Origin of the sequence: Streptomyces sp. NPDC006335 (assembly GCF_040612795.1) — a bacterium.
GTDB lineage: Bacteria > Actinomycetota > Actinomycetes > Streptomycetales > Streptomycetaceae > Streptomyces.
Window position 1 is genome coordinate 148,407 of the sequence record NZ_JBEXQX010000002.1, and the last position, 20,484, is coordinate 168,890.

Consider the following 20,484-nt stretch of genomic DNA (forward strand, 5'->3'; position numbering starts at 1 on the left):
GTCCGGTTAAGGGACGGTCGGAGGCTTCCATTCCGGCTTAGCGTCCTTTGCGAGCACGGACGGGACGGGTGGGGGCGCGTCCGTGGGGGGACGCGTGGGGGGACCGTGGCCAGGAGCGCGAGCAGTGTGCCATTCGAGGCCGACCGTGAGGTCCCGGCCCTGATCGTCAAGTTCGGCGACTATCCGCTGCACCACGGCGGAGTCGGCGCGATCCGCAGCCTGGGCCGCCTCGGCGTACCCATGTACGCCATCACGGAGGACCCCTACACACCCGCGGCCGCCTCCCGCTACCTCACGCGCGCGTTCGTCTGGCCGACGACCGGCACCGAGGACCCGGGCCGACTGGTCGAGGGGCTGATCCGGATCGGGCGCCGCATCGGCCGCCCCGCCGTCCTCGTGCCGACCGACGAGGAGGCGGCGGTCCTGATCGCCGAGCACCAGAGCGACCTGTTCGGCCGGTTCCTCTTCCCGCGCGTGGAGCCCGGCCTCACCCGCCGGCTGGCCAGCAAACAGGGCCTGCACGAACTGTGCGCGGAACACGGGATCGCGAGCCCGCAGACCGCCTTCCCGCGGTCGTACGACGACATCGTGGCCTTCGCCGAGAAGGCGCGCTTCCCGGTGGTGGCCAAGAACCGCGAGGCGTTCGTACGGCGCCGGCGGCCCGCGGTGGGCGGCACCACCCGCATCGCCACCCGTGAGGGGCTGCTCGCCCTCGCCCGTGACTGGGGCGAGCAGCCCGGGGTGATCCTCCAGGAGTACCTGCCGCGAGAGGAGGCCGAGGACTGGATCGTGCACGCCTACTTCGACGACAACTCCGCCCCGCTGGCCCTGTTCACCGGCGTCAAGGTGCGCTCCTGGCCGCCGCACGCGGGCATGACGGCCAACGCGTACGTCGTCGACAACCCGGAACTCGCGGACCTCGCCGCACGTTTCGTCAAACAGATCGGCTACACCGGCATCATCGACCTCGACCTGCGCTTCGACCGGCGCGACGGCCAGTACAAACTGCTCGACTTCAACCCCCGCATGGGCGCCCAGTTCCGGCTCTTCGAGAGCGAGTCCGGGGTGGACGTCGTCCGCGCCATGCACCTGGACCTCACCGGGCGGGCCGTCCCGGAGGGGGAACAGCGGGCCGGCCACCGCTATGTCGTGGAGAACATCGACCTGCCCGCCCTGCTCGCCTACCGCCGCAGCGGCTATACGACCCCGCACGCGCCGACGCGGCCCAGCGGGACCGAGCTGGCCTGGTTCGCGGGTGACGACCCGCTGCCGTTCCTCACCATGCTCGGCCGGTTCGTGCGGCCCGGCGTGATCCATCTCCACCAGCTGTGGCGGGCCAACCGCCGCGGGAGCGCGACCAGTTGACCATCGGTACCACCGCGAAGTGACGAAGTGACGTCCTGGGGAGGGACTTCGTGATCCAACCGGTAGCAGCCGTCCAACCGGTAGCAGTCATCGGCGCCGGGCCCTTCGGCCTGTCGACCGCGGCCCATCTGCGGGCGCGCGGCATCCCCGTGCGCGTCTTCGGCGATCCCATGGTGAGCTGGCGCGACCACATGCCCGCGGGCATGCTGCTCAAGTCGACCCCGGCCGCCTCCAATCTCGACGCGCCGCAGCGCGGGCACACCCTCGTCGACTACTGCGACGCGGCGGGGATCCCCCGGCTGGTGACGGACGAGGACATCGTCCCCGTCAAGACCTTCATCGCCTACGGCCAGTGGTTCCAGCAGCAGTTGGTGCCCGACCTGGAACAGGTGCGGGTCGTGTCCGTGGACCGCAGCGAGCGGGGCGGCTTCCAGCTCAAGCTGGACTCGGGGGAGTCGTTCACCGCGCGGGCGGTCGTCGTGGCCACCGGTCTCTCCGGGCTCTCGCACCTGCCCCGGGAGCTGGCCGACGCGGCCCCCGACGGACCCGCCCCCACCGGCCCCCTGTCCCACAGCTCCCAGCACCACGACCTCACCCGCTACTCCGGCAAGGAGCTGATCGTCGTCGGCGCCGGCCAGTCCGCGCTGGAGACGGCCGCCCTCGCGGCGGAGGCGGGCGCCCGGGTCAGGGTGGTCGCCCGCGGACGCGGCAGCGTGGCCTTCGGCGCACCGCCCTGGAAGCAGCCGAGGCTGCGCCCCGAGTCGCCCTTCGGTCGCGCCTGGTCGCTGTGGGCCCTGACCTACTACCCGCACCTCTACCGCCGGCTCCCCGCCGGCACCCGCCACTACCTGGTCCGACGGGTCCTCGGCCCGCTCGGTGCGTGGTGGCTCCGCGACCGCTTCGAGGGCAAGGTGCAGGTCACCGAGGTGAACCGGATCCTCGCGGCGGACACGTCCGACGGCCACCCGACCCTGGAGGTCCTCACCCACACCGACACGCGGGACCGCCTCGACGCCGACCACGTCATCGCGGCCACCGGCTACCGCGTCGACCTCGCCGCGATGGACTTCCTCGGCCACGAACTGCGCACCGCCCTCGCCGTCAGCCGGGGCACGCCCAGGCTCGGCGCCGGATACGTCTCCTCCGTACCGGGCCTGTACTTCACCGGCCTGCCGGCGGCGGCGTCCTACGGCCCGGTGATGCGCTTCGTGTGCGGCACGGAGTTCGCCTCACCGAGGCTGGCGCACCACCTCGCGGCGGCCCACGGCTAGCCCGCCCGACGCCCTCGGCGACCCCGCCGTCGCCCACCCACCCTGGCCCTCGGCGACCCTGCCGACGTCAGCATCGACCGCTGGGAGGCATTCGTCTGCCTCCGAGGAGTCCGGCGGGAGGTGGGTGGGCGGGCGGCGGAATCGTGGCAGGCATCGACTCCCGCCTTCTCTGGAGCGGGCCGGCCCCGGCCATACGCCCGCCACGAACTGCCCGGCATGTGCAGGGGGGCTTCCCGCACCCCCGCCTACGCCCGATAACACCCCAGCGTCCGCAACCCCGGCAGCGCCCTGTCCTCGAAGTCGAAGAGGGCCAGGTTCTCCCACGCGTTGCCCGAGGCGGGGTCCGTCGGGTCCCAGCCGCTGCCCGCGCGGTAGGTCCACAGGCCCTCCCAGTAGCAGTAGCCGAGACCCTGCCCGTCCGGCACTCCCGCGGCGAGGTCGGCCACCGTGCGCAGCCAGGCGGCCTGGCCCTCGGGGGTGGCGGGGTAGCCGTCGGTGAGCTGCGAGGGGCTGTTCATGATGTCGTTGACGTCGTCCTCGCTCTCCAGCGTGAACGGGTACGCCGTCTCGGCGATCACACACGGCTTGCCGTAACGCGCGGTGACGTCGGCCATGTTGGCGGCCGCGTCCGCGAGCGGCCCGTGCCAGAACGGGTAGTAGGAGAGCCCGATGATGTCGAAGTCGACGCCGTACGACACCACGTTGTCGAACCACCAGCGGTACAGCCCGTTGTCGCCGCCGTTCGCCAGGTGCAGGATCGTGCGGACGCGCGGCGTGGTGTCGCGGGCCGCGCTCAGACCGGCCTTGAGGAAGGCGGTCATGTTGTCGAAGTGCTCCCAGTTGCCCTCGGGCCAGATCAGACCGCCGTTCAACTCGTTCCCGATCTGCACGAGTTGAGCCGGGGTGCCCTGCCGCCTCAGCGCGCCGAGGACGTCGGCCGTGTGGTCGTACACCGCCCTCGTCAGGCCCGCCACATCCAGGCCCGCCCAGGCGGCGGGCTTGGTCTGGTGCGCCGGGTCGGCCCAGCTGTCGGAGTAGTGGAAGTCGATCCAGATGCCGACCCCGGCCCGCTTCAACCGTCGTGCCAGCGGCAGGATGTGCGCCTTGTTGTTGTAGCCGTCGGCCGGGTTCACCCACACCTTGAGGCGGGCGTGCGTGACGCCGGCCCGGGCGATCAGGCGGACCGGGTCCGCGCGGTGACCGTCGGCGGTGCGGTACACCGCCCCGTGGGCCTCGTTCTTCGGCAGTGACGAGATGTCCACGCCCCGGATCCCCAGACGGCCCCGCCGCGTCCCGGCCGGCGCGGCGGCTGCCGACGCGGCCCCCGGCGCGGGCACGACCGACGCGGGCACAGCCGACGCGGGCACGCCCAGCGCGGGCACGGCCAGCGCGGCGGCTCCGGCGGCGGTGAGAACACTGCGTCTGCGCATGTCAAAGAGTCCTTTCGCGGACGGTCACGGGGATACCGGTTCTGCGGTGGCCTCGGCGGCCAGGGGGCCGGGGCGAAGGCGACGAGCCAGGTGGGGAGCGGGGCGAGGAGCGGGGTGAGGGGAGCCGTGAACGCCGGACGACCCAGAAAACCCTCATTTTCTGTGATCGTGCACAGCTCCCCTCACCCCTGTCAGTGGCGGGCAACAAGTAGATAACCGCACGCTCACGGCATTGACAAGGGCCCGAAACAATTCTCTACTGTGCACGATCACAGAGCCGCGCGGCCCTCGCGCACAGCCTCTCGATCACGTCCGCAGAACCTCCCCCCACGGCGGTTGCCGCGAACGCGAGACGTCTCGAGACCGGCTGGTTCCAAGTCAGGGGAGATGAAGATGTCGATCAACCGCCGCCAGATCAGCAGGCGCAGCATCCTTGCCGGGGCCGCAGCCCTCGGCCTCACCAGCACCCTCGCCGCCTGCGGCGGTTCCGACGACGACTCCGGCGACAGCGACAGCGGGCCGGTCAAGCTGACCTACTGGTCGTGGGCGCCGAACATGGAGAAGGTCGCCGCGATCTGGAACAAGAAGAACCCGGACATCACGGTCACCGTGTCCAAGCAGGCCAGCGGCGGGGAGATCGTCTCCAAGCTGATCACCGCCAAGAAGGCAGGCAACGCCCCCGACCTCATCCAGGTCGAGTACCAGTCGCTGCCCACCCTGGTCTCCAACGACGTCCTGGCCGACATCACCAAGTACGCCGGTGACACCAAGTCCCAGTTCGCCGAGGGCCTGTGGGGCATGGTCACCCTCGGCACCGACGCGCTCTACGCGATCCCGCAGGACGCCGGGCCGCTGATGTTCTACTACCGCGAGGACCTCTTCAAGAAGCACGGCCTCACCGTCCCGAAGACCTGGACGGAGTTCGCCGAGACCGCCCGCGCCGCCAAGAAGGCCGTACCGGACGCCTACCTGACCACCTTCTCCGCCAACGACCCCGGCCTGTTCGCGGGCCTCGCCCAGCAGGCCGGCGGCAAGTGGTGGACCGTCGACTCGGGCGGCAAGTGGACCGTCGGCATCGACGACGCCGCCACCCGGCGGGTCGCCGAGTTCTGGGGCGGCCTGGTGCAGGAGGGCGTCATCGACAACCAGCCGATGTACACCCCGGCCTGGAACAACGCCCTCAACAAGGGCACCCACCTGGCCTGGGTCTCCGCCGTCTGGGCGCCCGGTGTGCTGGTCTCCTCCGCGCCCGACACCAAGGGCAAGTGGCGCATGGCCCCGCTGCCGCAGTGGAAGTCCGGCGACAACGTCACCGGCAGCTGGGGCGGCTCCTCCACCGGTGTCTCCACCGACTCCAAGCACGCCGAGGCCGCCACCAAGTTCGCCACCTGGCTGAACACCGACCCGGAGGCGCTGGCCGCCCTCGTCAAGGAGGCCGCCATCTACCCGGCCGCCACGAAGGGCCAGTCCGGCTCGGTCCTGGCCACGCCGGAGTTCTTCTCCAACCAGGCGGACTTCTACACGACGGCCGGTGAGATCGCCGCGACCACCGCCGCCGCGGCCTGGGGCCCCAACGTCAACACGGCGTACACCACCTTCCAGGACGCGTTCGGCAAGGCCAGCAAGGCGAAGAAGGAGACCCAGTTCGACTCCGCCCTCGCCACCATGCAGGCGAAGACCTTCGCCGACATGAAGAAGCAGGGCTTCGAGGTGACCGAGGCATGACCAGCGCTCCGCTCAAGGGCGCCGACCTCCCCGAGGTCGGGCCCTTGGCGGACGGCACCGGCACCGCCCAGTCCGTCCGCCCCAGCCGCCCCCGCCGCCGTGGCCGCAGCGCACCGTACTGGTTCCTGGTGCCCACCCTCACCCTCTTCGCGGCCTTCACCGTGGTGCCCATCGGGTACGCGATCTGGCTGAGTCTGCACAGGGTCCGGGTCAAGGGCATCGGCCTCGGCAAGGGCGCCCGCGAGCAGGTGTGGAACGGCATCGGCAACTACACCGACGTCCTGAAGGACTCCGAGTTCGGCCACAGCGTCCTGCGCGCCTTCGGCTACGGCCTCATCGTCATCCCGACCATGCTGGGCCTCGCGCTGCTCTTCGCGCTGATGCTGGACACGCCCAAGGCGCGCAGCGCGCCCTTCGCCCGGCTGATGATCTTCCTGCCGTACGCGGTGCCGGGCATCATCGCGGCCCTGATGTGGGGCTTCCTGTACCTGCCGGACGTCAGCCCCTTCTACTACCTGCTCGACAGGTTCGGCCTCCCGCAGCCCGACCTGTTCGACGGCGGCAACCTCTACCTCTCCTTCGCGAACATCGCGGTCTGGGGCGGCACCGGCTTCAACATGATCGTCATCTACACCGCGCTCAGGGCGATCCCGCCGGACATCTACGAGGCGGCCAGGCTCGACGGCGCGACCGACCTGAAGATCGCCCTGAGGATCAAGATCCCGATCGTGCTGCCCTCCCTGGTGCTCACCTTCTTCTTCTCGGTGATCGCCACCCTCCAGGTCTTCACCGAGCCCATGGCCCTCAAGCCGCTCACCAACGGCCTGCCCAGCTCGTGGAGCCCCCTGATGGCCATCTACGACAAGGCCTTCCTCCAGTCCGACATCTACGGCGCCTCCGCCACCGCGGTCGTCCTGGCCCTGGCCACGTATCTCCTCTCCTTCACCCTGCTGCGCGTCTCCGACCGCTACACCCGGGAGGACCGGGCATGACCCCCCTCACCCTCAGCGCCGACACCACCGCGAAGGCGCGCCGCACCGCCTGGGTGCCCACGATCGTGCTGGTCCTCGGCGCCCTGTACTGCCTGATCCCCATCGCCTGGGTGGTCGTCGCGGCGACCAAGGACCGCTCGGAGCTCTTCTCCACCTTCACCTTCGCCCCCGGCACCGGCTTCCTCCAGAACCTGAGCGACCTGACCGCCTACCGGGACGGCATCTTCTGGAGGTGGATGGCCAACTCGGCCTTCTACGCCGGTCTCGGCGCCCTGCTCTCCGCCGCGGTCTCCGCCGCCGGCGGCTACGCGCTCGGCCGGTTCGCCTTCCGCGGCCGTGAGGCCGTCTTCAAGATGATCCTGGCCGGCGTCCTGGTGCCGTCCATCGTGCTCGCCGTACCGCAGTACCTGCTGCTGGCGAAGCTGGGCATGGCCGACTCGTACTGGTCGATGCTGCTGCCGTCGATCCTCTCGCCGTACGGCGTCTACCTGGTCCGCATCTACGCGGCCGCGTCGGTACCCGCCGAGCTCATGGAGGCGGCCCGCATGGACGGCGCGAGCGAGTGGCGGATCTTCTCGCGGATCGCCGTACCGATGATGATGCCGGGCCTGATCACGGTGTTCCTCTTCCAGTTCGTCGGCATCTGGAACAACTTCCTGCTGCCCTTCGTCATGCTCGCCGACGACGAGAAGTTCCCGATCACCCTCGGCCTGTACACCCTGCTCGCCCAGGGCGCCTCGCAGCCCGCGCTCTACACCCTGGTCATCACCGGGTGCCTGCTCGCGATCCTTCCCCTGATCGGGCTCTTCCTGGTGATCCAGCGGTTCTGGTCGCTGGACCTGATGAGCGGCTCGGTCAAGGCCTGAGGCCCCGGGCTCCCCTTCACGAACGTCTCCGAACGAGGAACATGACCACCAGCGCGAACGGACGCCGCAAGCCACCGACCATCCACGACGTGGCCAGGGAGGCGGGCGTCTCGCGGGGCACCGTCTCCCGCTTCCTGAACGGCGGCCACTACGTCTCGCCCGCCGCGCGGCGGTCCGTGGAGGCCGCCATCAAGAAGACCGGGTACGTGGTCAACCGGCATGCCCGCAGCCTCAGTACGGGCCGGTCGGACTCGGTGGCGTTCCTGCTGACCGAGCCGCAGGAGAAGTTCTTCGAGGACCCCAACTTCAACATCCTGCTGCGGGGCTGCACCGAGCGGCTCGCCCAGCACGACATCCCGCTGCTGCTGATGCTGGCCGAGAGCGACGACGACCGGCGCCGGCTGACCCGGTACATCACTTCGGGTCACGTCGACGGGGTGCTGCTGCTGTCCAACCACAGCGGTGACCCGGTGGCGGCCGAACTGCACGACGCCGGGATCCCGTTGGTGGTCTGCGGCAAGCCGATCGGGCGGGGCACCAAGGTGAGTTACGTGGCCGCCGCCGACCGGGAGGGTGCGCAGGACATGGTCCGCCATCTCCTCGCGGGCGGCCGCCGGCGCGTCGGCATGGTCACCGGGCCGCTGGACATGCCGGGTGGCCCCGACCGGCTGGCCGGGTACCGGGACGTGCTCGCCGAGGCGGGCCTGCCCTACGACCCGGCGCTCGTCGTCGAGGGCGACTTCCGGCGCAGCGGCGGCGAACGGGCGGCCCGCCGCCTGCTGGCCCAGGCCCCGGACATGGACGCGGTGTTCGTCGCCTCGGACCTGATGGCCCTGGGGGTCGTGGGCGTCCTCCAGCAGGCCGGGCGCTCGGTCCCGGACGACATCGCCGTCGGCGGCTTCGACGACTCCCCGGCGGCCACCGCGATCACCCCCGCCCTCACCACCATGCGCCAGCCCTTCGACCGCATCAGCGCAGAGATGGTCCGCATGCTCCTCGCCCAGATCGCGGGCGAGGACACGGCAGGCGTGATCCTCCCCACCGAACTGGTGGTCCGGGACTCGGCGTAGCGCTCCGTGGGCCGCGCCGGAAGACGGTCAGGGACTCCACGGGCAGCCCCGGAAGACGGCCGCGCCACGGCACCGTTCGCGGACCGCTCGCCCGCCGCGGGGATCGGGGCCAGTGGGTCGACGGCCCGAGTGAATTTCCACCAACTGGTGGTCCGGGACTCGGCGTAGCGCTCCGCGGGCCGCGCCGGAAGACGGTCAGGGACTCCGCGGGCAGCCCCGGAAGACGGCCGCGCCACGGCACCGTTCGCGGACCGCTCGCCCGCCGGGGGGATCAGGGCCAGTGGGGTCGACGGCCCGAGTGAGCTTCCACCGAACCGGGGGTCCGCGACTCGGCGTGACCGCTCCGCGGGACGCGCCGAGAGGTCGCCCGGGCCGGACCGTGTCGGACGACGGATCGTGTCGGCGCCTTCGTGCAAGGCGCCGCCCGCCGCGCCGGCGCCGATCGGGCACGTGCAGCGGCCGCGCCACCGGGGTGGCGCTTCGGCGATGATCGCCTGCACACCGCTCATGAGGCCGCCCGCGCCGGCGCCCCGGACCGCGCGGAAGGCGAGCAACTGGCCCATGGTCGCGGCCCGTCCGGCGAGTACCGGGCCGGCCACGAAGACGATGACCCCGCCCCGCCCGCCGACGGCGCCCGCGCCCCGGAACCGGAACTGCCGTCAACGGATGTGAAAGCAGCAGCCGTCCGGTTCGCGTCGAGTCGCAGGGGCCAACCATCCGTATTCTCTGATCATGGCCGCCTCCCCCGCATATTCACTCGTCGCCACCGACCTGGACGGCACGCTGCTGCGCGCCGACGACACGCTCTCCGACCGGTCGTTGGCCGCGCTCGCGCGGGTGGCCGCCGGTGGGGCCCGGCATCTCGTGGTGACGGGACGGCCGGCGCCGAGAGTGCGGCCGCTGCTCGACGACCTCGGCAGCACGGGGCTCGCGGTGTGCGGACAGGGCGCGCAGGTGTACGACGCCGGCGCGGACCGTCTGCTCTGGTCGGTGACCCTGGACCGGGAGCTGGCCGAGACCGCGCTCGGCAAGATCGAGGCCGAGGTCGGGCAGGTGTACGCGGCCGTGGACCAGGACGGTGTCGACGGGCTCACGCTCATCGAGCCGGGCTATCTGATGCCCCATCCGACCCTGCCCGCCGTGCGGGTCGACCGACGCGACGACCTGTGGTGCGAGCCGATCAGCAAGGTGCTGCTGCGCCACCCCTACCTGTCCGACGACGAGTTGGCGGTCACGGCACGGTCGGTGGTGGGCTCACTGGCGACGGTCACCATGTCGGGGCCCGGGACCGTCGAACTCCAGCCATGCGGCGTCACCAAGGCGACCGGCCTCGCGCTGGCCGCCGAACACCTGGGCCTGGGGCCCGAGGTGACGATCGCGTTCGGGGACATGCCCAACGACATCCCCATGTTCGACTGGGCGGCCCGCGGGGTGGCGATGGCCAACGCCCACCCCGAACTCAAGGCCGTGGCCGACGAGGTGACCCTGTCGAACGAGGACGACGGCATCGCCGTCGTCCTCGAAGGACTTTTCGCGCGGGGGTAGTTCCTAGTACGCGCCGAACACGTTGTCGATGGACCCGTACCGCTGGGCCGCGTAGTTGCAGGCCGCGGTGATGTTCGCCACCGGGTCGTACGGGTCCCACGAGGTGTTGGCCACGTGGTACGCGTTGAAGGTCGGGTCGATCACCTGGAGCAGGCCCTTGGAGGGCGTGCCGGCGGCCGCGTTGGAGTCCCAGAGGTTGATGGCGTAGGGGTTGCCGGAGGACTCGCGGATGACGTTGCGGTAGATCCCGTCGTAGGAACCGGGGATCCCGTGCTCCGCCATGACGGCGAGGGAGGCCCGGATCCAGCCGTCGAGGGTGTTGGGGTAGCCCAGCGTGGTCGCGGTCTGAAGGGGCGGGGTGGCCGCGGACGCGCTGGTCGCGCCGAGGAGCGGGAGGGCGAGGACGGCGGCTCCGGTGCCGACGACGGCGAGCCTGCGGGCGAGACGGCTGGTGCGGGTGCGGCGGTGCTGAGCGGCAGCGGGCATGGCGAAGTTCCTCTCCGTCGCCTGCGAGGTGAGCTGTCGGGTTCGGGCGGGAGATGCCCGGCCACGCCCACGAAAGGCGTGACTTCACCCCAAGCCGTACCGGTATGTCCGAAGACGACCGTTCCGGCGACTTACCTGGTTCCCCCGCTCCTGCCGTGGTTCTCGGTGGGTGTACGGGCGGTGGCAGGATTCGGCGTCCGCCCGACAGGCCGGGAACGTATGCGAGAGCACATGTCCGGAACAAGTGGCGAATTCACATGGCGTGCCTATTGACCTTGGTAAGAGGCATTTGGGGTGCTTGATCCTTTGCGTTCGCCAAGCCTCAACTCGCGCGCGGGAAAAGGCGGATCGATGGATTCCGGAAAGCCGCCGATCCGTACGCCTGAGTGGGCCAAGTCACAGCCGAGCGCAAGAGGTGTAAAACGGTCAAGAAGGCTCAACTCATGTTCAACCGGCCGTTCGTGGGATCCGCTTCTCCCACGTCCGGTGGAAGACCACCTCGCCGCCGTCGGTGCACACGACCTCGTCGGAGGTGACGAAGTCCGTGCCGTCACAGGTGATCTCCGAACGGGTCCGGACGGTCGCGTCCCAGGCGAGCTCGGGGCGGTGCAGCCGGACCGACCAGTCCGAGCGGATGCGGGCGGACAGGGGGTCCTTCTCGTCGATCGTGTACGTCTCCAGCACGTCCTCGGCGCACTCCAGCCCGTCGGGGTACACGCGCGTGCCGCCGTACCGGGGGTCGACCTCCAGACGCCACTCGCCCTTGGCCACGTCACGGACGACCAGCCGCTCGGGGCGGGGTTCGTCCAGGGTGGCGGGGCTCCATCCATCAGCGGCCACGGCGCGGTCGACCCCGAGCGGCCCGGACTGCTCCGGCTCCTCGAAGGCGATGTCCGAGTCCGCCTCACGCGCGCGTACCGGCAGTTCGAGGAAGCTCCCCGCAGGCTCCAGGGTGAAGCCCGCCTGCGACCCGGGCTGCGGCCAGACCCACGGCCAGTACGCCGAGGAGACGGCGAGCCGGATGCGGTGGCCGGGCGGGAAGGCGTGCCCGGCGCCGTTCAGCTCGAAGGCCAGCTCCTGGGTGGCCCCCGGCTCCCAGGGCACCGCCCGGTCCGGCCCGTGACGGGCCGACAGATTCAGCACGCCCCGCGTGACGAGCGTCGACGACCCGTCCGGGGCGACATCGCAGAGGCGGGCGACCACCTGCCCGCGCGACACCTCCGAGGTCACCCGGAGCCGCACCCGCGGCCGCCCCAGCACCCAGGTCTCCTCACCCACCGCGAACTCGAAGCAGGCCGAACGGGCGTCCTCCTCCCGCTGGTCCGGCGGCAGGTCGGCGTCGTTGCCGGAAGGAACGAAACGGCCGGCGTCCACGCCCGTGTGCTGTGGGGAGCGGACCAGGACGGGGGCGCCCTGGAGGCCGTACGCCACCGTCGTCACGTGCGGGGAGGGCCAGGCCGGCTCGCCGACCCAGCGGCCGGGCAGGGTGTCGTGGACCGTGGCCGGGGGGTGGGAGTCGCTGACGTACGCCCTCAGGAGGGGTTCGCGCATGACGCCGGTGTCGACGCCCTTGAGGTGCTGGTCCCACCAGCGCAGGGTCTCCTGGAGGAAGCCGATCGCCGGGCCGGGCGGCAGGCCGCGGTCCGGGTACTGGTGGGACCAAGGGCCGACGATCCCCCGCACGCGGTCGGCCGGGAGGTTCTCGACCAGCCGCAGGACCGTGTCGCGGTACGGGTCGTGCCAGCCGCCCACCGCGAGGACGGCCGCGCCGATCGTGCCGTGGCCCTCGCGGACGCTGCCGTGCCGCCAGTAGTCGTCGCGCGTCTGGTGGTCGAGCCAGGTGTGGAGGAACGGGGCGACGGCTTCCAGCCGCGTCAGCCACATCTCCCGCCAGGCGTCGCCGAGATGGAGCGGATCGGGCGGGAGGCAGGCGGAGGCGAGCATCGTCGCGGCCCAGGCGTGCATGCCCACCGCGAGGACGGATCCTCCCGTGTAGTGCGCGTCGTTGTCGTAGCGGTCGTCGGTGGCGCAGACGGTGACGACCGCCTTGAGCGGTTCGGGTGCGAGGGCCGCGATCCGGAGGGAGTCGAAGCCGCCCCCGGCGATGCCGAACATGCCGACCCGGCCGTCGCACCAGGGCTGCGCGGCCAGCCAGTGGACGACCTCGACCCCGTCGGCGATCTCGGTCGCCGAGTGCGCGTCGCCCGGCACGCCCCCGCTGTTGCCGTGCCCGCGCACGTCGACGCGGACGGAGGCGTAGCCGTGGCCCGCGTACCAGGGGTGGCGCTGCCGGTCGCGGGGCGCGGTCCGGTCGCTGAGGCGGTCCGGCAGGTATTCGAGGATCGCGGGTACCGGTTCCTGGGTGAGGGGCCGCCACACGCGTGCGTACAGGAGCGTCCCGTCCGGAAGCGGGACACGGACGTCCTCGTGGGCCGTCTCGTAGGGGAAGGACGTAGCGATGCGCATCGGTGGGGTCCCGTCGGTCTCAGTGCACCTGGTGCGTGCTGCGGCGCGGCCGGGGCGCGGCGGCCGCGATCTCGGCTCCGGTTCGGGACACGGGCGGCTACTTCCCTACAAGTCGATAGATATCCATCCTTTTCAGGTGATCAAAAACATACCGGTCGTGATCCGATACCGCCTGGCATGGACGGGGCGGGCGCTAGCGGTGATCCAAAGGTGACCGGATACGCTGACTTGAGTGATGGCAGCGACCTATCGACATTTCGCGTAACCGCCAGTAGACACCAGCAGACAGGAGACCCCTCGTGACCGTCGTCGGGCCGTTCGGGCTGAGCGTGCGGGACCAGGCTCTGGAAGCCGATGTCCAGGCCGGATTGGCGGCTGTCGAGGAGGGACTGCTCGAGGCCACCAAGAGCGAGGTCCCCTTCATCACGGAAGCCGCCCAGCACCTGGTGCGGGCGGGCGGAAAGCGGTTCCGGCCGCTGCTCGTGATGCTCGCCGCCCAGTTCGGGGACCGCTACGCGCCGGGCGTCGTGCCGTCCGCCGTGGTCGTGGAGCTGACCCACCTCGCGACGCTGTACCACGACGACGTCATGGACGAGGCCGAGGTCAGGCGGGGTGTGGACAGCGCCAACACCCGCTGGGGCAACTCGGTGGCCGTCCTGACCGGTGACTTCCTGTTCGCGCGCGCCTCGCACATCCTGGCCGACCTCGGGCCGGAGGCGGTCCGGGTGCAGGCGGAGGCGTTCGAGCGCCTGGTCACCGGCCAGATCCTGGAGACGGCCGGGCCGCAGGACGGCCGGGACCCGGTCGAGCACTACCTGGACGTGCTCGGCGGCAAGACGGGCTCGCTGGTCGCGGTCTCGTGCCGCTTCGGGGCGATGATGTCGGGCGCCGACGAGACGGTCGTGGACGTCCTGACCCAGTACGGCGAGCGCCTCGGCGTCGCCTTCCAGCTCGCCGACGACGTCCTGGACATCGCCTCCGACTCCCACGAGTCCGGCAAGACACCGGGCACGGACCTGCGCGAGGGCATCCCGACCCTGCCGGTCCTGCGGCTGCGGGAGCGGGCCGCCCGGCTGGGGCTGGCCGAGGACGTCGCCCTGTGCGAGCTGCTCGACTCCGACCTCACGGACGACGCCCGGCACGCGGAGGCGCTGGCCGCGCTGCGTGCGCACCCGGCGCTGGAGCAGGCCCGCCGGGACACCGTGCGCTACGCGGAGGAGGCTCGCGCGGCCCTGGCCCCGCTGCGGGAGTGCGACGCGAAGGCGGCGCTGATGGAGCTGTGCGACGCGGTGGTCCACCGCGCCGGCTAGCGACCCGGCCAGTGACATGCGTCACTGCTCAGGCCGTCGTAGTCGTCAGAGCCCCGCTCGTCGCCGGTGGTGTCCCCTACGGGTCGTAGGGGGCGCCCGCATGTCGTGTCATACCCCAGGTGTACGCGGAGTTGGCCCCGAGGGCTGACGCATGCTCATGGCCGATTTGGTCAGATGGACACCACAGAAAACACCACTCCTCACCGATTCGGGTGAGAATGGCGGCTACGGGGTGGACGCACGGGAGTTGACAGCCGCCGCCGACGACGGAGGTAAGGCACACATGGCACCGTACGAATCCGACGACAGCGCGACCGCCGCGGACGCCGAAGAGCTGCGTTCCGCGCGCCGACGCAAGGCCGCGCGGTACATCGTGCCGGCCACGGTGGTGGGAGTCGCGGCGGCGACCATCGGGCTCGTCCCGGCACTCGCCGACTCCGGCGACCCCGACCTGCCGAAGATCAGCGCACAGGAACTCATCGAGAAGATCGCCGCGTCGGACGTGCAGCAGCTGTCCGGCACCGTGAAGATCACCACGGATCTCGGCCTGCCGGACCTCGGCGGCCTGGAGAGCTCGCTCGGCTCCGCCGCCGGGCCCTCCGGATCGGGCGACGGCTCGTCCGCCGACCCCTCCACCAAGCTCACCGAACTCGCCTCCGGCACGCACACGCTGCGGGTGGCGGCCGACGGCGAGGACAGGCAGAAGGTCTCGCTCCTTGAGGACGCGGCCGAGTACAGCCTCATCCACAACGGCAAGGACGTCTGGGGCTACGACAGCAAGTCCAACTCGGTCTTCCACACCACGGCCTCCGAGAGCGACAAGAAGCACGAGGAAGAGCTCCCGGCCACGCCCAAGGACCTTGCCGAGGAGGCGCTCAAGGCCGCCGACAAGACGACGTCGGTCACGGTCGAGGGCACCGCGCAGGTCGCCGGGCGGGACGCCTACCGCCTGGTCGTCAAGCCCAAGGACGACGGCTCGACGGTCGGCCAGATCACCGTGGCGGTGGACGCGAAGACCGGCCTGCCGCTGAAGTTCACCCTCACCCCGGCGAGCGGCGGCGCGGCCGTCGTGGACGCGGGCTTCACCCAGGTCAGCTTCACCAAGCCGGCCGCCTCCACCTTCGACTTCACCCCGCCCAAGGGCGCGAAGGTCGAGGAGGGGGACGCGTCGAAGGCACCCGAGCACGCGAAGGGCTTCGGCAAGGAGCAGTCCGGGGAGCTCGGCAAGGAGCAGTCCGGGGACCTCGGCAAGGGCGTGACCGGCGAGTTCGGCGAGAACGGCCCCGAAGGGCTGAGCGTCATCGGGGACGGCTGGGACTCCATAGCCACCTTCGACACCGGCGGCCAGGGCGTCCCGTCCGGCTCCGAGGTCGGAGGTGACGTCGGCGGCTTCCTGGACTCGCTCGGCGACAAGGTCTCCGGCAAGTTCGGCGAGGGCACCGTCTTCAAGACCCGCCTGATCAACGCCCTGATCACGGACGACGGCAAGGTCTACGTCGGCGCGGTCACCAAGGACACGCTGGTGAAGGCGGCCGACGCGGCGAAGTAGGTCCCCCGCGGGGCACGACGAATCGAGGGAGCCGATGGAGCAGCCGTCCGCCACGGAGCCGGACCCGCAGGGGTCGGGTGACAGCGCAGACGGTGGCGCGGGCGGGGACGAGGCCGTCATCCACACCCGCGCCCTCACCAAGCGCTACCGCGGCGGACAGCTCGCCGTGGACGGTCTCGACCTGACCGTCCCGGCGGGCAGCGTCTTCGGCTTCCTCGGCCCGAACGGCTCCGGCAAGACCACCACCATCCGCATGCTGATGGGCCTCATCGAACCGACCTCCGGCTCGGCGCGCGTCCTGGGCCGCCCCATGCCGCGCGCCTCCCGGACCGTACTCCCGCACGTCGGCGCGCTCATCGAGGGCCCCGCCCTCTACGGCTTCCTCTCCGGCCGCGACAACCTCGTCCGCTACGACGCCGCGGACCCCACCGCCGACCCACGCACCCGGCGTGCCCGCGTGGCGGCCGCCCTGGACCGGGTGGGCCTGGCGGCCGCCGCCGGCAAGAAGGCGAAGGCGTACTCGCTGGGCATGAAGCAGCGCCTGGGCCTCGCCGCGGCCCTCCTCCAGCCCCGCAGACTCCTGGTCCTGGACGAGCCGACCAACGGTCTCGACCCGCAGGGCATGCGAGAGATCCGTTCCCTGATCAGGGAGCTGGCCTCGGACGGCACCACCGTCTTCCTCTCCTCCCACCTCCTGGACGAGATCGAACAGGTCTGCACCCACGCGGCGGTGATGGCCCAGGGCCGCCTGATCACTCAGGGCCCGGTGGAGGACCTGGCGGCGGGGGCGAGGGGGAGGCTGGTGGTGACGACTCCGGACGGGGCGGACGCGGCTCGCGTTCTGAAGGAGCAGGGCGTCGGCGACGTGGTCGTGGAGGGGGACCGCGTGACGGCCGAACCCCCGGATCGCGAACTGGCCGACATCAACGCCGCGTTGGTGAAAGCAGGGGTACGGGTGCGGGCCTTCGGAGTGGAGAGGGCCTCCTTGGAGGACGCCTTCGTGGCCCTGACGGGGGAGGGCTTCGATGTCGCAGGCTGAGGAGACCGCTTTCCAGGGGCGCGGGGAACCGCGCGCCAAGCCCCCACGAACCGCAAGCCGCCGTACGTCCTTCTACGGCACCCTCTTCCGCAACGAACTCCACACCACCTTCCGCCGCTGGCGCACCCTCGCCCTGCTCGCCGTCCTCGCGGCCGTTCCGATCCTCGTCGGGATCGCGGTGAAGATCGAGACCGGTGACGGCTCCTCGTCCGGCGGTGGAGGCGGCGGCCCCGCCTTCATCTCCCAGATCACCAACAACGGCCTCTTCCTGGTCTTCACCGCCCTCGCCGCGACCCTCCCCTTCTTCCTGCCGATGTCCATCGGCGTCATCGCGGGCGACGCGATCGCGGGCGAGGCCAACGGCGGGACCCTCCGCTACCTGTTGGTCGCTCCGGCCGGCCGCACCCGGCTGCTCCTCACCAAGTACGCGACGGTGATGACGTTCTGCCTGGTCGCCACCCTCGTGGTCGCCCTCTCGGCCCTGGCGGTCGGCGCCGTCCTCTTCCCGCTCGGCGACCTGACGACGATCTCCGGCACGCAGATCACCTTCGCGGAGGGCCTGGGCAGAGCCCTGCTCATCGCCCTCGTGGTGGCGGCGTCACTGACCGGCGTGGCGGCCCTCGGCCTGTTCGTCTCAACCCTCACGAACAGCGGCATCGCGGCGATGGCCACGACGGTCGGCCTGCTGATCACGGTCCAGATCCTCGACCAGATACCCCAACTGCACGCGCTCCAGCCGTACTTCTTCTCCCACTACTGGCTGTCCTTCGCCGACCTCATGCGCGAGCCGGTCTACTGGGACGACCTGGTGAGGAACCTCGGCCTCCAGGCGCTCTACGCGGCGGTGTTCGGCTCGGCCGCATGGGCGAGGTTCACGGTGAAGGACATCACGGCGTGACCTGCTCGTAGGGGAACCGCGCGAGCGGCGCCTCCTGGTCGAAGAAGGTCTTCGCCCGGGCGAGCGCGTCGGTGTCCCGCAGGACGTCACCGGGCTTGCTGCCGTTGCCGAGGAGCACCCCGCCGAAGCGCATCCCCATGTACGCGGCCGAGTTGTTCAGGGTGCCGATCAGCGGCTCGGCGACCTCGAACTCCTCGTGCGCCAGTGCGGTGACACCCCACAGCGTGCGCCCCGCCATGGTCGCCTTGAACTCGACGCCCGGTGTGCGCAGCCAGCCCGACCAGTGGTCGAGGTAGCGCTTGACGTGCGCGGAGACCGAGTACCAGTACAGCGGGGAGGCGATCACGATGTCCGTCGCCGCGAGCGTCGCGTCGAAGAGCAGCGCCGTGTTGCCGATGGTCGGACGCGTGTGGTCGGTGTCGTGGCGCAGGTCTTCGAAGTCCGGCAGCGGATGCTCCGCGAGGTCGATCCACTGCTGCTCGACGTCCGGCGGCAGTTGCTCGGCGGCCCGGCGGGCCAGCAGTTCGGTGTTGCCGTCGTTGCGGCTGCTGCCGAGCACGAACAGGAAACGGCGCGTCATGGAGCTCTCCCGGCTGATCGGCGTACGGTAAATACTCGCACGTGCATTATATGCGTGCGCATTTACATGTCCAGGGGTGAGCCTCAGGCCGTCGCCGGTGCCCCCTGTGTCGCCCCGGCCCCCGCCCGCACCACCTCCAGCAGCAGCGCCTCGCCGCCGTGCCGGGCCACGAGCTGGAGTCCGACCGGGCAGCCGTCGGGACCGAAGCCGGCCGGCAGGCTGAGCGCCGGGTGGCCGGAGAGGTTGAACGCCCAGGTCAGAGCGGTGGAGAAGCGGTCACCAGGCCCTTCGTGACCGTGCGGCGGGTACGGGGTCGTGGGCGTCAGCAGCAGGTCGGTGCCTGCGAAGACCTCGTCGAGGAGACGGTCGTTGGCGGCCCGGATCCGGTCGGCGTCCCGCAGATCGGAACCCGGCGTGCGCAGGGCGAGCCAGGCGGGGGCGGGGTCGTACAGGCGCGGCGGGGTGCGGGGCCGCGTCAGCCGTACGACACCGGCGTCGGCCAGCCGCCCGGCCGCCGCGCGGGCGATCCGGACGATCCCGGGGTCGGGATCGGCGAAGCCGAGGTCGGGGGACCAGACGGCGGTGACGGGGAGGGCGGGGGGCGGTGCCGTGCCGTGTCCGTGTCCGCGTCCGGCCCCGTCCCTGGAGTGGCTGCCGTGCCCGTCCCCGGAATGGCTGCCGGCCCCGGTGCCGGTGACCGCGTGCCAGTAGGCGGCCGCGTCACCGGGGTGGCGGACGAGGATGCCGGGGGCGGTGAGGTCGGGACGGGGGGAGGCGGGTCGGCCGGGGTCGGCGCCCTCACCGGTACCGATGGCGGCGCCCGCACCGCCGCTACCGGTGGGGGCGCGGTCCGCGCCTCCGTGGCCGGCGTTCGTGGTCTTGAGACCGATCACCCCGCACCAGGCCGCCGGGAGCCGTACCGACCCCGCCCCGTCGCTCCCCGTCGCCATCGGGACGAGTCCCGCGGCCACCGCGGCCGCGGAGCCCGCCGAGGAACCGCCCGGGGTGCGGTCGGCGCGCCAGGGGTTGACGGTACGGCCGTGGGCGCCGAGTCCCCAGGTCTGCCAGGGCGTTCCGGGACCGGGCACGGAGGTCGCGCCGACCGGTACGCACCCGGCCGCGAGGAGCGGTGCCGCAGCGCGCAGCCCGTGCCGCCCCTTCACCCCGATCGGCACCCCGGCGAGCGGCGGCCGCTCACCCGCGGCGACACGGACGTCGATCTCGCGGGCCCGCCGCAGCCCCTCCTCCTCCCACACCTCGGCGAACGCGCACAGCTCCCGGTCCACGCGCCGGATCCGTTCCAGGGCTTGGGCGACGACGTCGACGGCCCGCAGCGAACGCGAACGCACCGCCGCGGCCAGGTCCACGGCGGACAGGTCGGCGGTGGCCGTCACGGGGCGGTGGCGCGGGTGAGCCGGGCCAGTGCCCCGGTGGCCCGCGGGGGCGTCCCGGCCAGGTCGCCGAGGCGCCACGCGGGCACCCAGGGCACGCGGTACACGTCGACCGTGGACTCGATCTCCTTGACCTGCTGGGCGAGCGGGCGCGGGAGCCGGCCGGGAGCGTCCGCGACGAGGACGACGGCGTCGAGGTCGAGCCCCCGCGGGTGCTCCCCGCGCCGGAACAGCTCCAGGGCGCGACGGGCGGCGCGCAGGCCCGTGGCGTGCGTACGGGCGACCAGGAGGACGGAGGTCGGGGCGCCGGGACCGGGCCAGTCGCGTCCGCAGTCGTGACCGCCGTAGACGGCGGCCAGGGTGGAGACGCCGGCGCCGCCGTGCGTGCCGACCCACGCGAACCGCCTCCCGGTCGGGGCCACCGGCCCGCGGATCCAGATCTCCGGCCCCTGCTGCACGCTCTCCGCCTTTCTCCGCACGGCAGTTCGCCTGCCCGTGCTC

At 71.7% G+C, this 20,484-nt stretch carries 17 protein-coding genes and 1 riboswitch; of the genes, 11 read left to right on the forward strand and 6 right to left on the reverse strand.

What is annotated here, in order from left to right; translation table 11 throughout:
* The first annotated feature begins 126 nt into the window (after positions 1-126).
* Both ABZ098_RS06550 and ABZ098_RS06555 read left to right on the forward strand, forming a co-directional pair.
* Positions 127-1,365, forward strand: coding sequence for an ATP-grasp domain-containing protein (locus ABZ098_RS06550; RefSeq protein WP_356587906.1), 1,239 nt, complete (start codon positions 127-129; stop codon positions 1,363-1,365).
* A gap of 50 nt (positions 1,366-1,415) precedes the next feature.
* Positions 1,416-2,636 carry an FAD-dependent oxidoreductase gene (locus ABZ098_RS06555; protein ID WP_356587908.1) on the forward strand — a complete coding sequence of 407 codons (1,221 nt, stop codon included), beginning with the start codon at positions 1,416-1,418 and terminating at the stop codon, positions 2,634-2,636.
* Positions 2,637-2,881: 245 nt separating this feature from the next.
* On the opposite strand, the gene ABZ098_RS06560 is transcribed toward ABZ098_RS06555, so the two are convergent.
* Positions 2,882-4,066 (reverse strand): arabinogalactan endo-1,4-beta-galactosidase, encoded by a 1,185-nt coding sequence (locus tag ABZ098_RS06560; RefSeq protein WP_356587910.1) that lies wholly within the window; start codon positions 4,064-4,066, stop codon positions 2,882-2,884.
* A gap of 387 nt (positions 4,067-4,453) precedes the next feature.
* On the opposite strand from ABZ098_RS06560, the gene ABZ098_RS06565 reads away from it, so the two are divergent.
* The 5 genes from ABZ098_RS06565 to ABZ098_RS06585 all read left to right on the forward strand — a co-directional run bounded on the left by ABZ098_RS06565 (position 4,454) and on the right by ABZ098_RS06585 (position 10,264).
* Positions 4,454-5,791, forward strand: coding sequence for a sugar ABC transporter substrate-binding protein (locus ABZ098_RS06565; RefSeq protein WP_356587912.1), 1,338 nt, complete (start codon positions 4,454-4,456; stop codon positions 5,789-5,791).
* The gene (locus ABZ098_RS06570; protein ID WP_356587914.1) at positions 5,788-6,783 is read left to right on the forward strand and encodes a sugar ABC transporter permease; all 996 of its coding nucleotides are present in this window, start codon (positions 5,788-5,790) and stop codon (positions 6,781-6,783) included. The genes ABZ098_RS06565 and ABZ098_RS06570 overlap by 4 nt, the downstream gene beginning before the upstream one ends.
* Positions 6,780-7,649, forward strand: coding sequence for a carbohydrate ABC transporter permease (locus tag ABZ098_RS06575; RefSeq protein WP_356587916.1), 870 nt, complete (start codon positions 6,780-6,782; stop codon positions 7,647-7,649). The genes ABZ098_RS06570 and ABZ098_RS06575 overlap by 4 nt, the downstream gene beginning before the upstream one ends.
* Before the next feature lie 41 nt (positions 7,650-7,690).
* A complete protein-coding gene (locus ABZ098_RS06580; protein ID WP_356587918.1) occupies positions 7,691-8,719 on the forward strand; it encodes a LacI family DNA-binding transcriptional regulator in 1,029 nt (342 codons plus the stop codon).
* 732 nt (positions 8,720-9,451) lie between these two features.
* Positions 9,452-10,264 (forward strand): HAD family hydrolase, encoded by an 813-nt coding sequence (locus tag ABZ098_RS06585; protein WP_356587920.1) that lies wholly within the window; start codon positions 9,452-9,454, stop codon positions 10,262-10,264.
* A 3-nt stretch (positions 10,265-10,267) separates the two neighbouring features.
* Here the strand turns inward: ABZ098_RS06585 and ABZ098_RS06590 are convergent, their stop codons facing one another.
* Together ABZ098_RS06590 and ABZ098_RS06595 are read right to left on the reverse strand one after the other, a co-directional pair.
* On the reverse strand, positions 10,268-10,750 hold the full coding sequence (locus tag ABZ098_RS06590; RefSeq protein ID WP_356587922.1) for a transglycosylase SLT domain-containing protein: 483 nt from the start codon (positions 10,748-10,750) through the stop codon (positions 10,268-10,270).
* A 5-nt stretch (positions 10,751-10,755) separates the two neighbouring features.
* Positions 10,756-10,956, reverse strand: a riboswitch (cyclic di-AMP (ydaO/yuaA leader).
* A 241-nt stretch (positions 10,957-11,197) separates the two neighbouring features.
* On the reverse strand, positions 11,198-13,216 hold the full coding sequence (locus ABZ098_RS06595) for a CocE/NonD family hydrolase (RefSeq protein WP_356587924.1): 2,019 nt from the start codon (positions 13,214-13,216) through the stop codon (positions 11,198-11,200).
* Between the two features lie 299 nt (positions 13,217-13,515).
* Here ABZ098_RS06595 and ABZ098_RS06600 point away from each other — a divergent pair, with 299 nt between their 5' ends.
* From ABZ098_RS06600 to ABZ098_RS06615, 4 genes are all read left to right on the forward strand, one after another.
* The gene (locus ABZ098_RS06600) at positions 13,516-14,526 is read left to right on the forward strand and encodes a polyprenyl synthetase family protein (RefSeq protein WP_356587926.1); all 1,011 of its coding nucleotides are present in this window, start codon (positions 13,516-13,518) and stop codon (positions 14,524-14,526) included.
* Between the two features lie 283 nt (positions 14,527-14,809).
* A complete protein-coding gene (locus tag ABZ098_RS06605) occupies positions 14,810-16,075 on the forward strand; it encodes a sigma-E factor regulatory protein RseB domain-containing protein (RefSeq protein WP_356587928.1) in 1,266 nt (421 codons plus the stop codon).
* A 34-nt stretch (positions 16,076-16,109) separates the two neighbouring features.
* Complete coding sequence (locus tag ABZ098_RS06610) at positions 16,110-17,114, forward strand: ABC transporter ATP-binding protein (RefSeq protein ID WP_356587930.1); 1,005 nt, start codon at positions 16,110-16,112, stop codon at positions 17,112-17,114.
* Positions 17,101-18,012 (forward strand): ABC transporter permease subunit, encoded by a 912-nt coding sequence (locus tag ABZ098_RS06615; protein WP_356587932.1) that lies wholly within the window; start codon positions 17,101-17,103, stop codon positions 18,010-18,012. The genes ABZ098_RS06610 and ABZ098_RS06615 overlap by 14 nt, the downstream gene beginning before the upstream one ends.
* On the opposite strand, the gene ABZ098_RS06620 is transcribed toward ABZ098_RS06615, so the two are convergent.
* From ABZ098_RS06620 to ABZ098_RS06630, 3 genes are all read right to left on the reverse strand, one after another.
* A complete protein-coding gene (locus tag ABZ098_RS06620; protein ID WP_356587934.1) occupies positions 18,002-18,592 on the reverse strand; it encodes an NAD(P)H-dependent oxidoreductase in 591 nt (196 codons plus the stop codon). The two genes, ABZ098_RS06615 and ABZ098_RS06620, sit on opposite strands and share 11 nt — an antisense overlap.
* 83 nt (positions 18,593-18,675) lie before the next feature.
* Positions 18,676-19,986, reverse strand: coding sequence for an amidase (locus tag ABZ098_RS06625; protein ID WP_356587936.1), 1,311 nt, complete (start codon positions 19,984-19,986; stop codon positions 18,676-18,678).
* Entirely contained in the window at positions 19,983-20,441 is a 459-nt protein-coding gene (locus ABZ098_RS06630) for a DUF6668 family protein (protein ID WP_356587938.1), read from the reverse strand. The genes ABZ098_RS06625 and ABZ098_RS06630 overlap by 4 nt, the downstream gene beginning before the upstream one ends.
* Between the last annotated feature and the right edge of the window lie 43 nt (positions 20,442-20,484).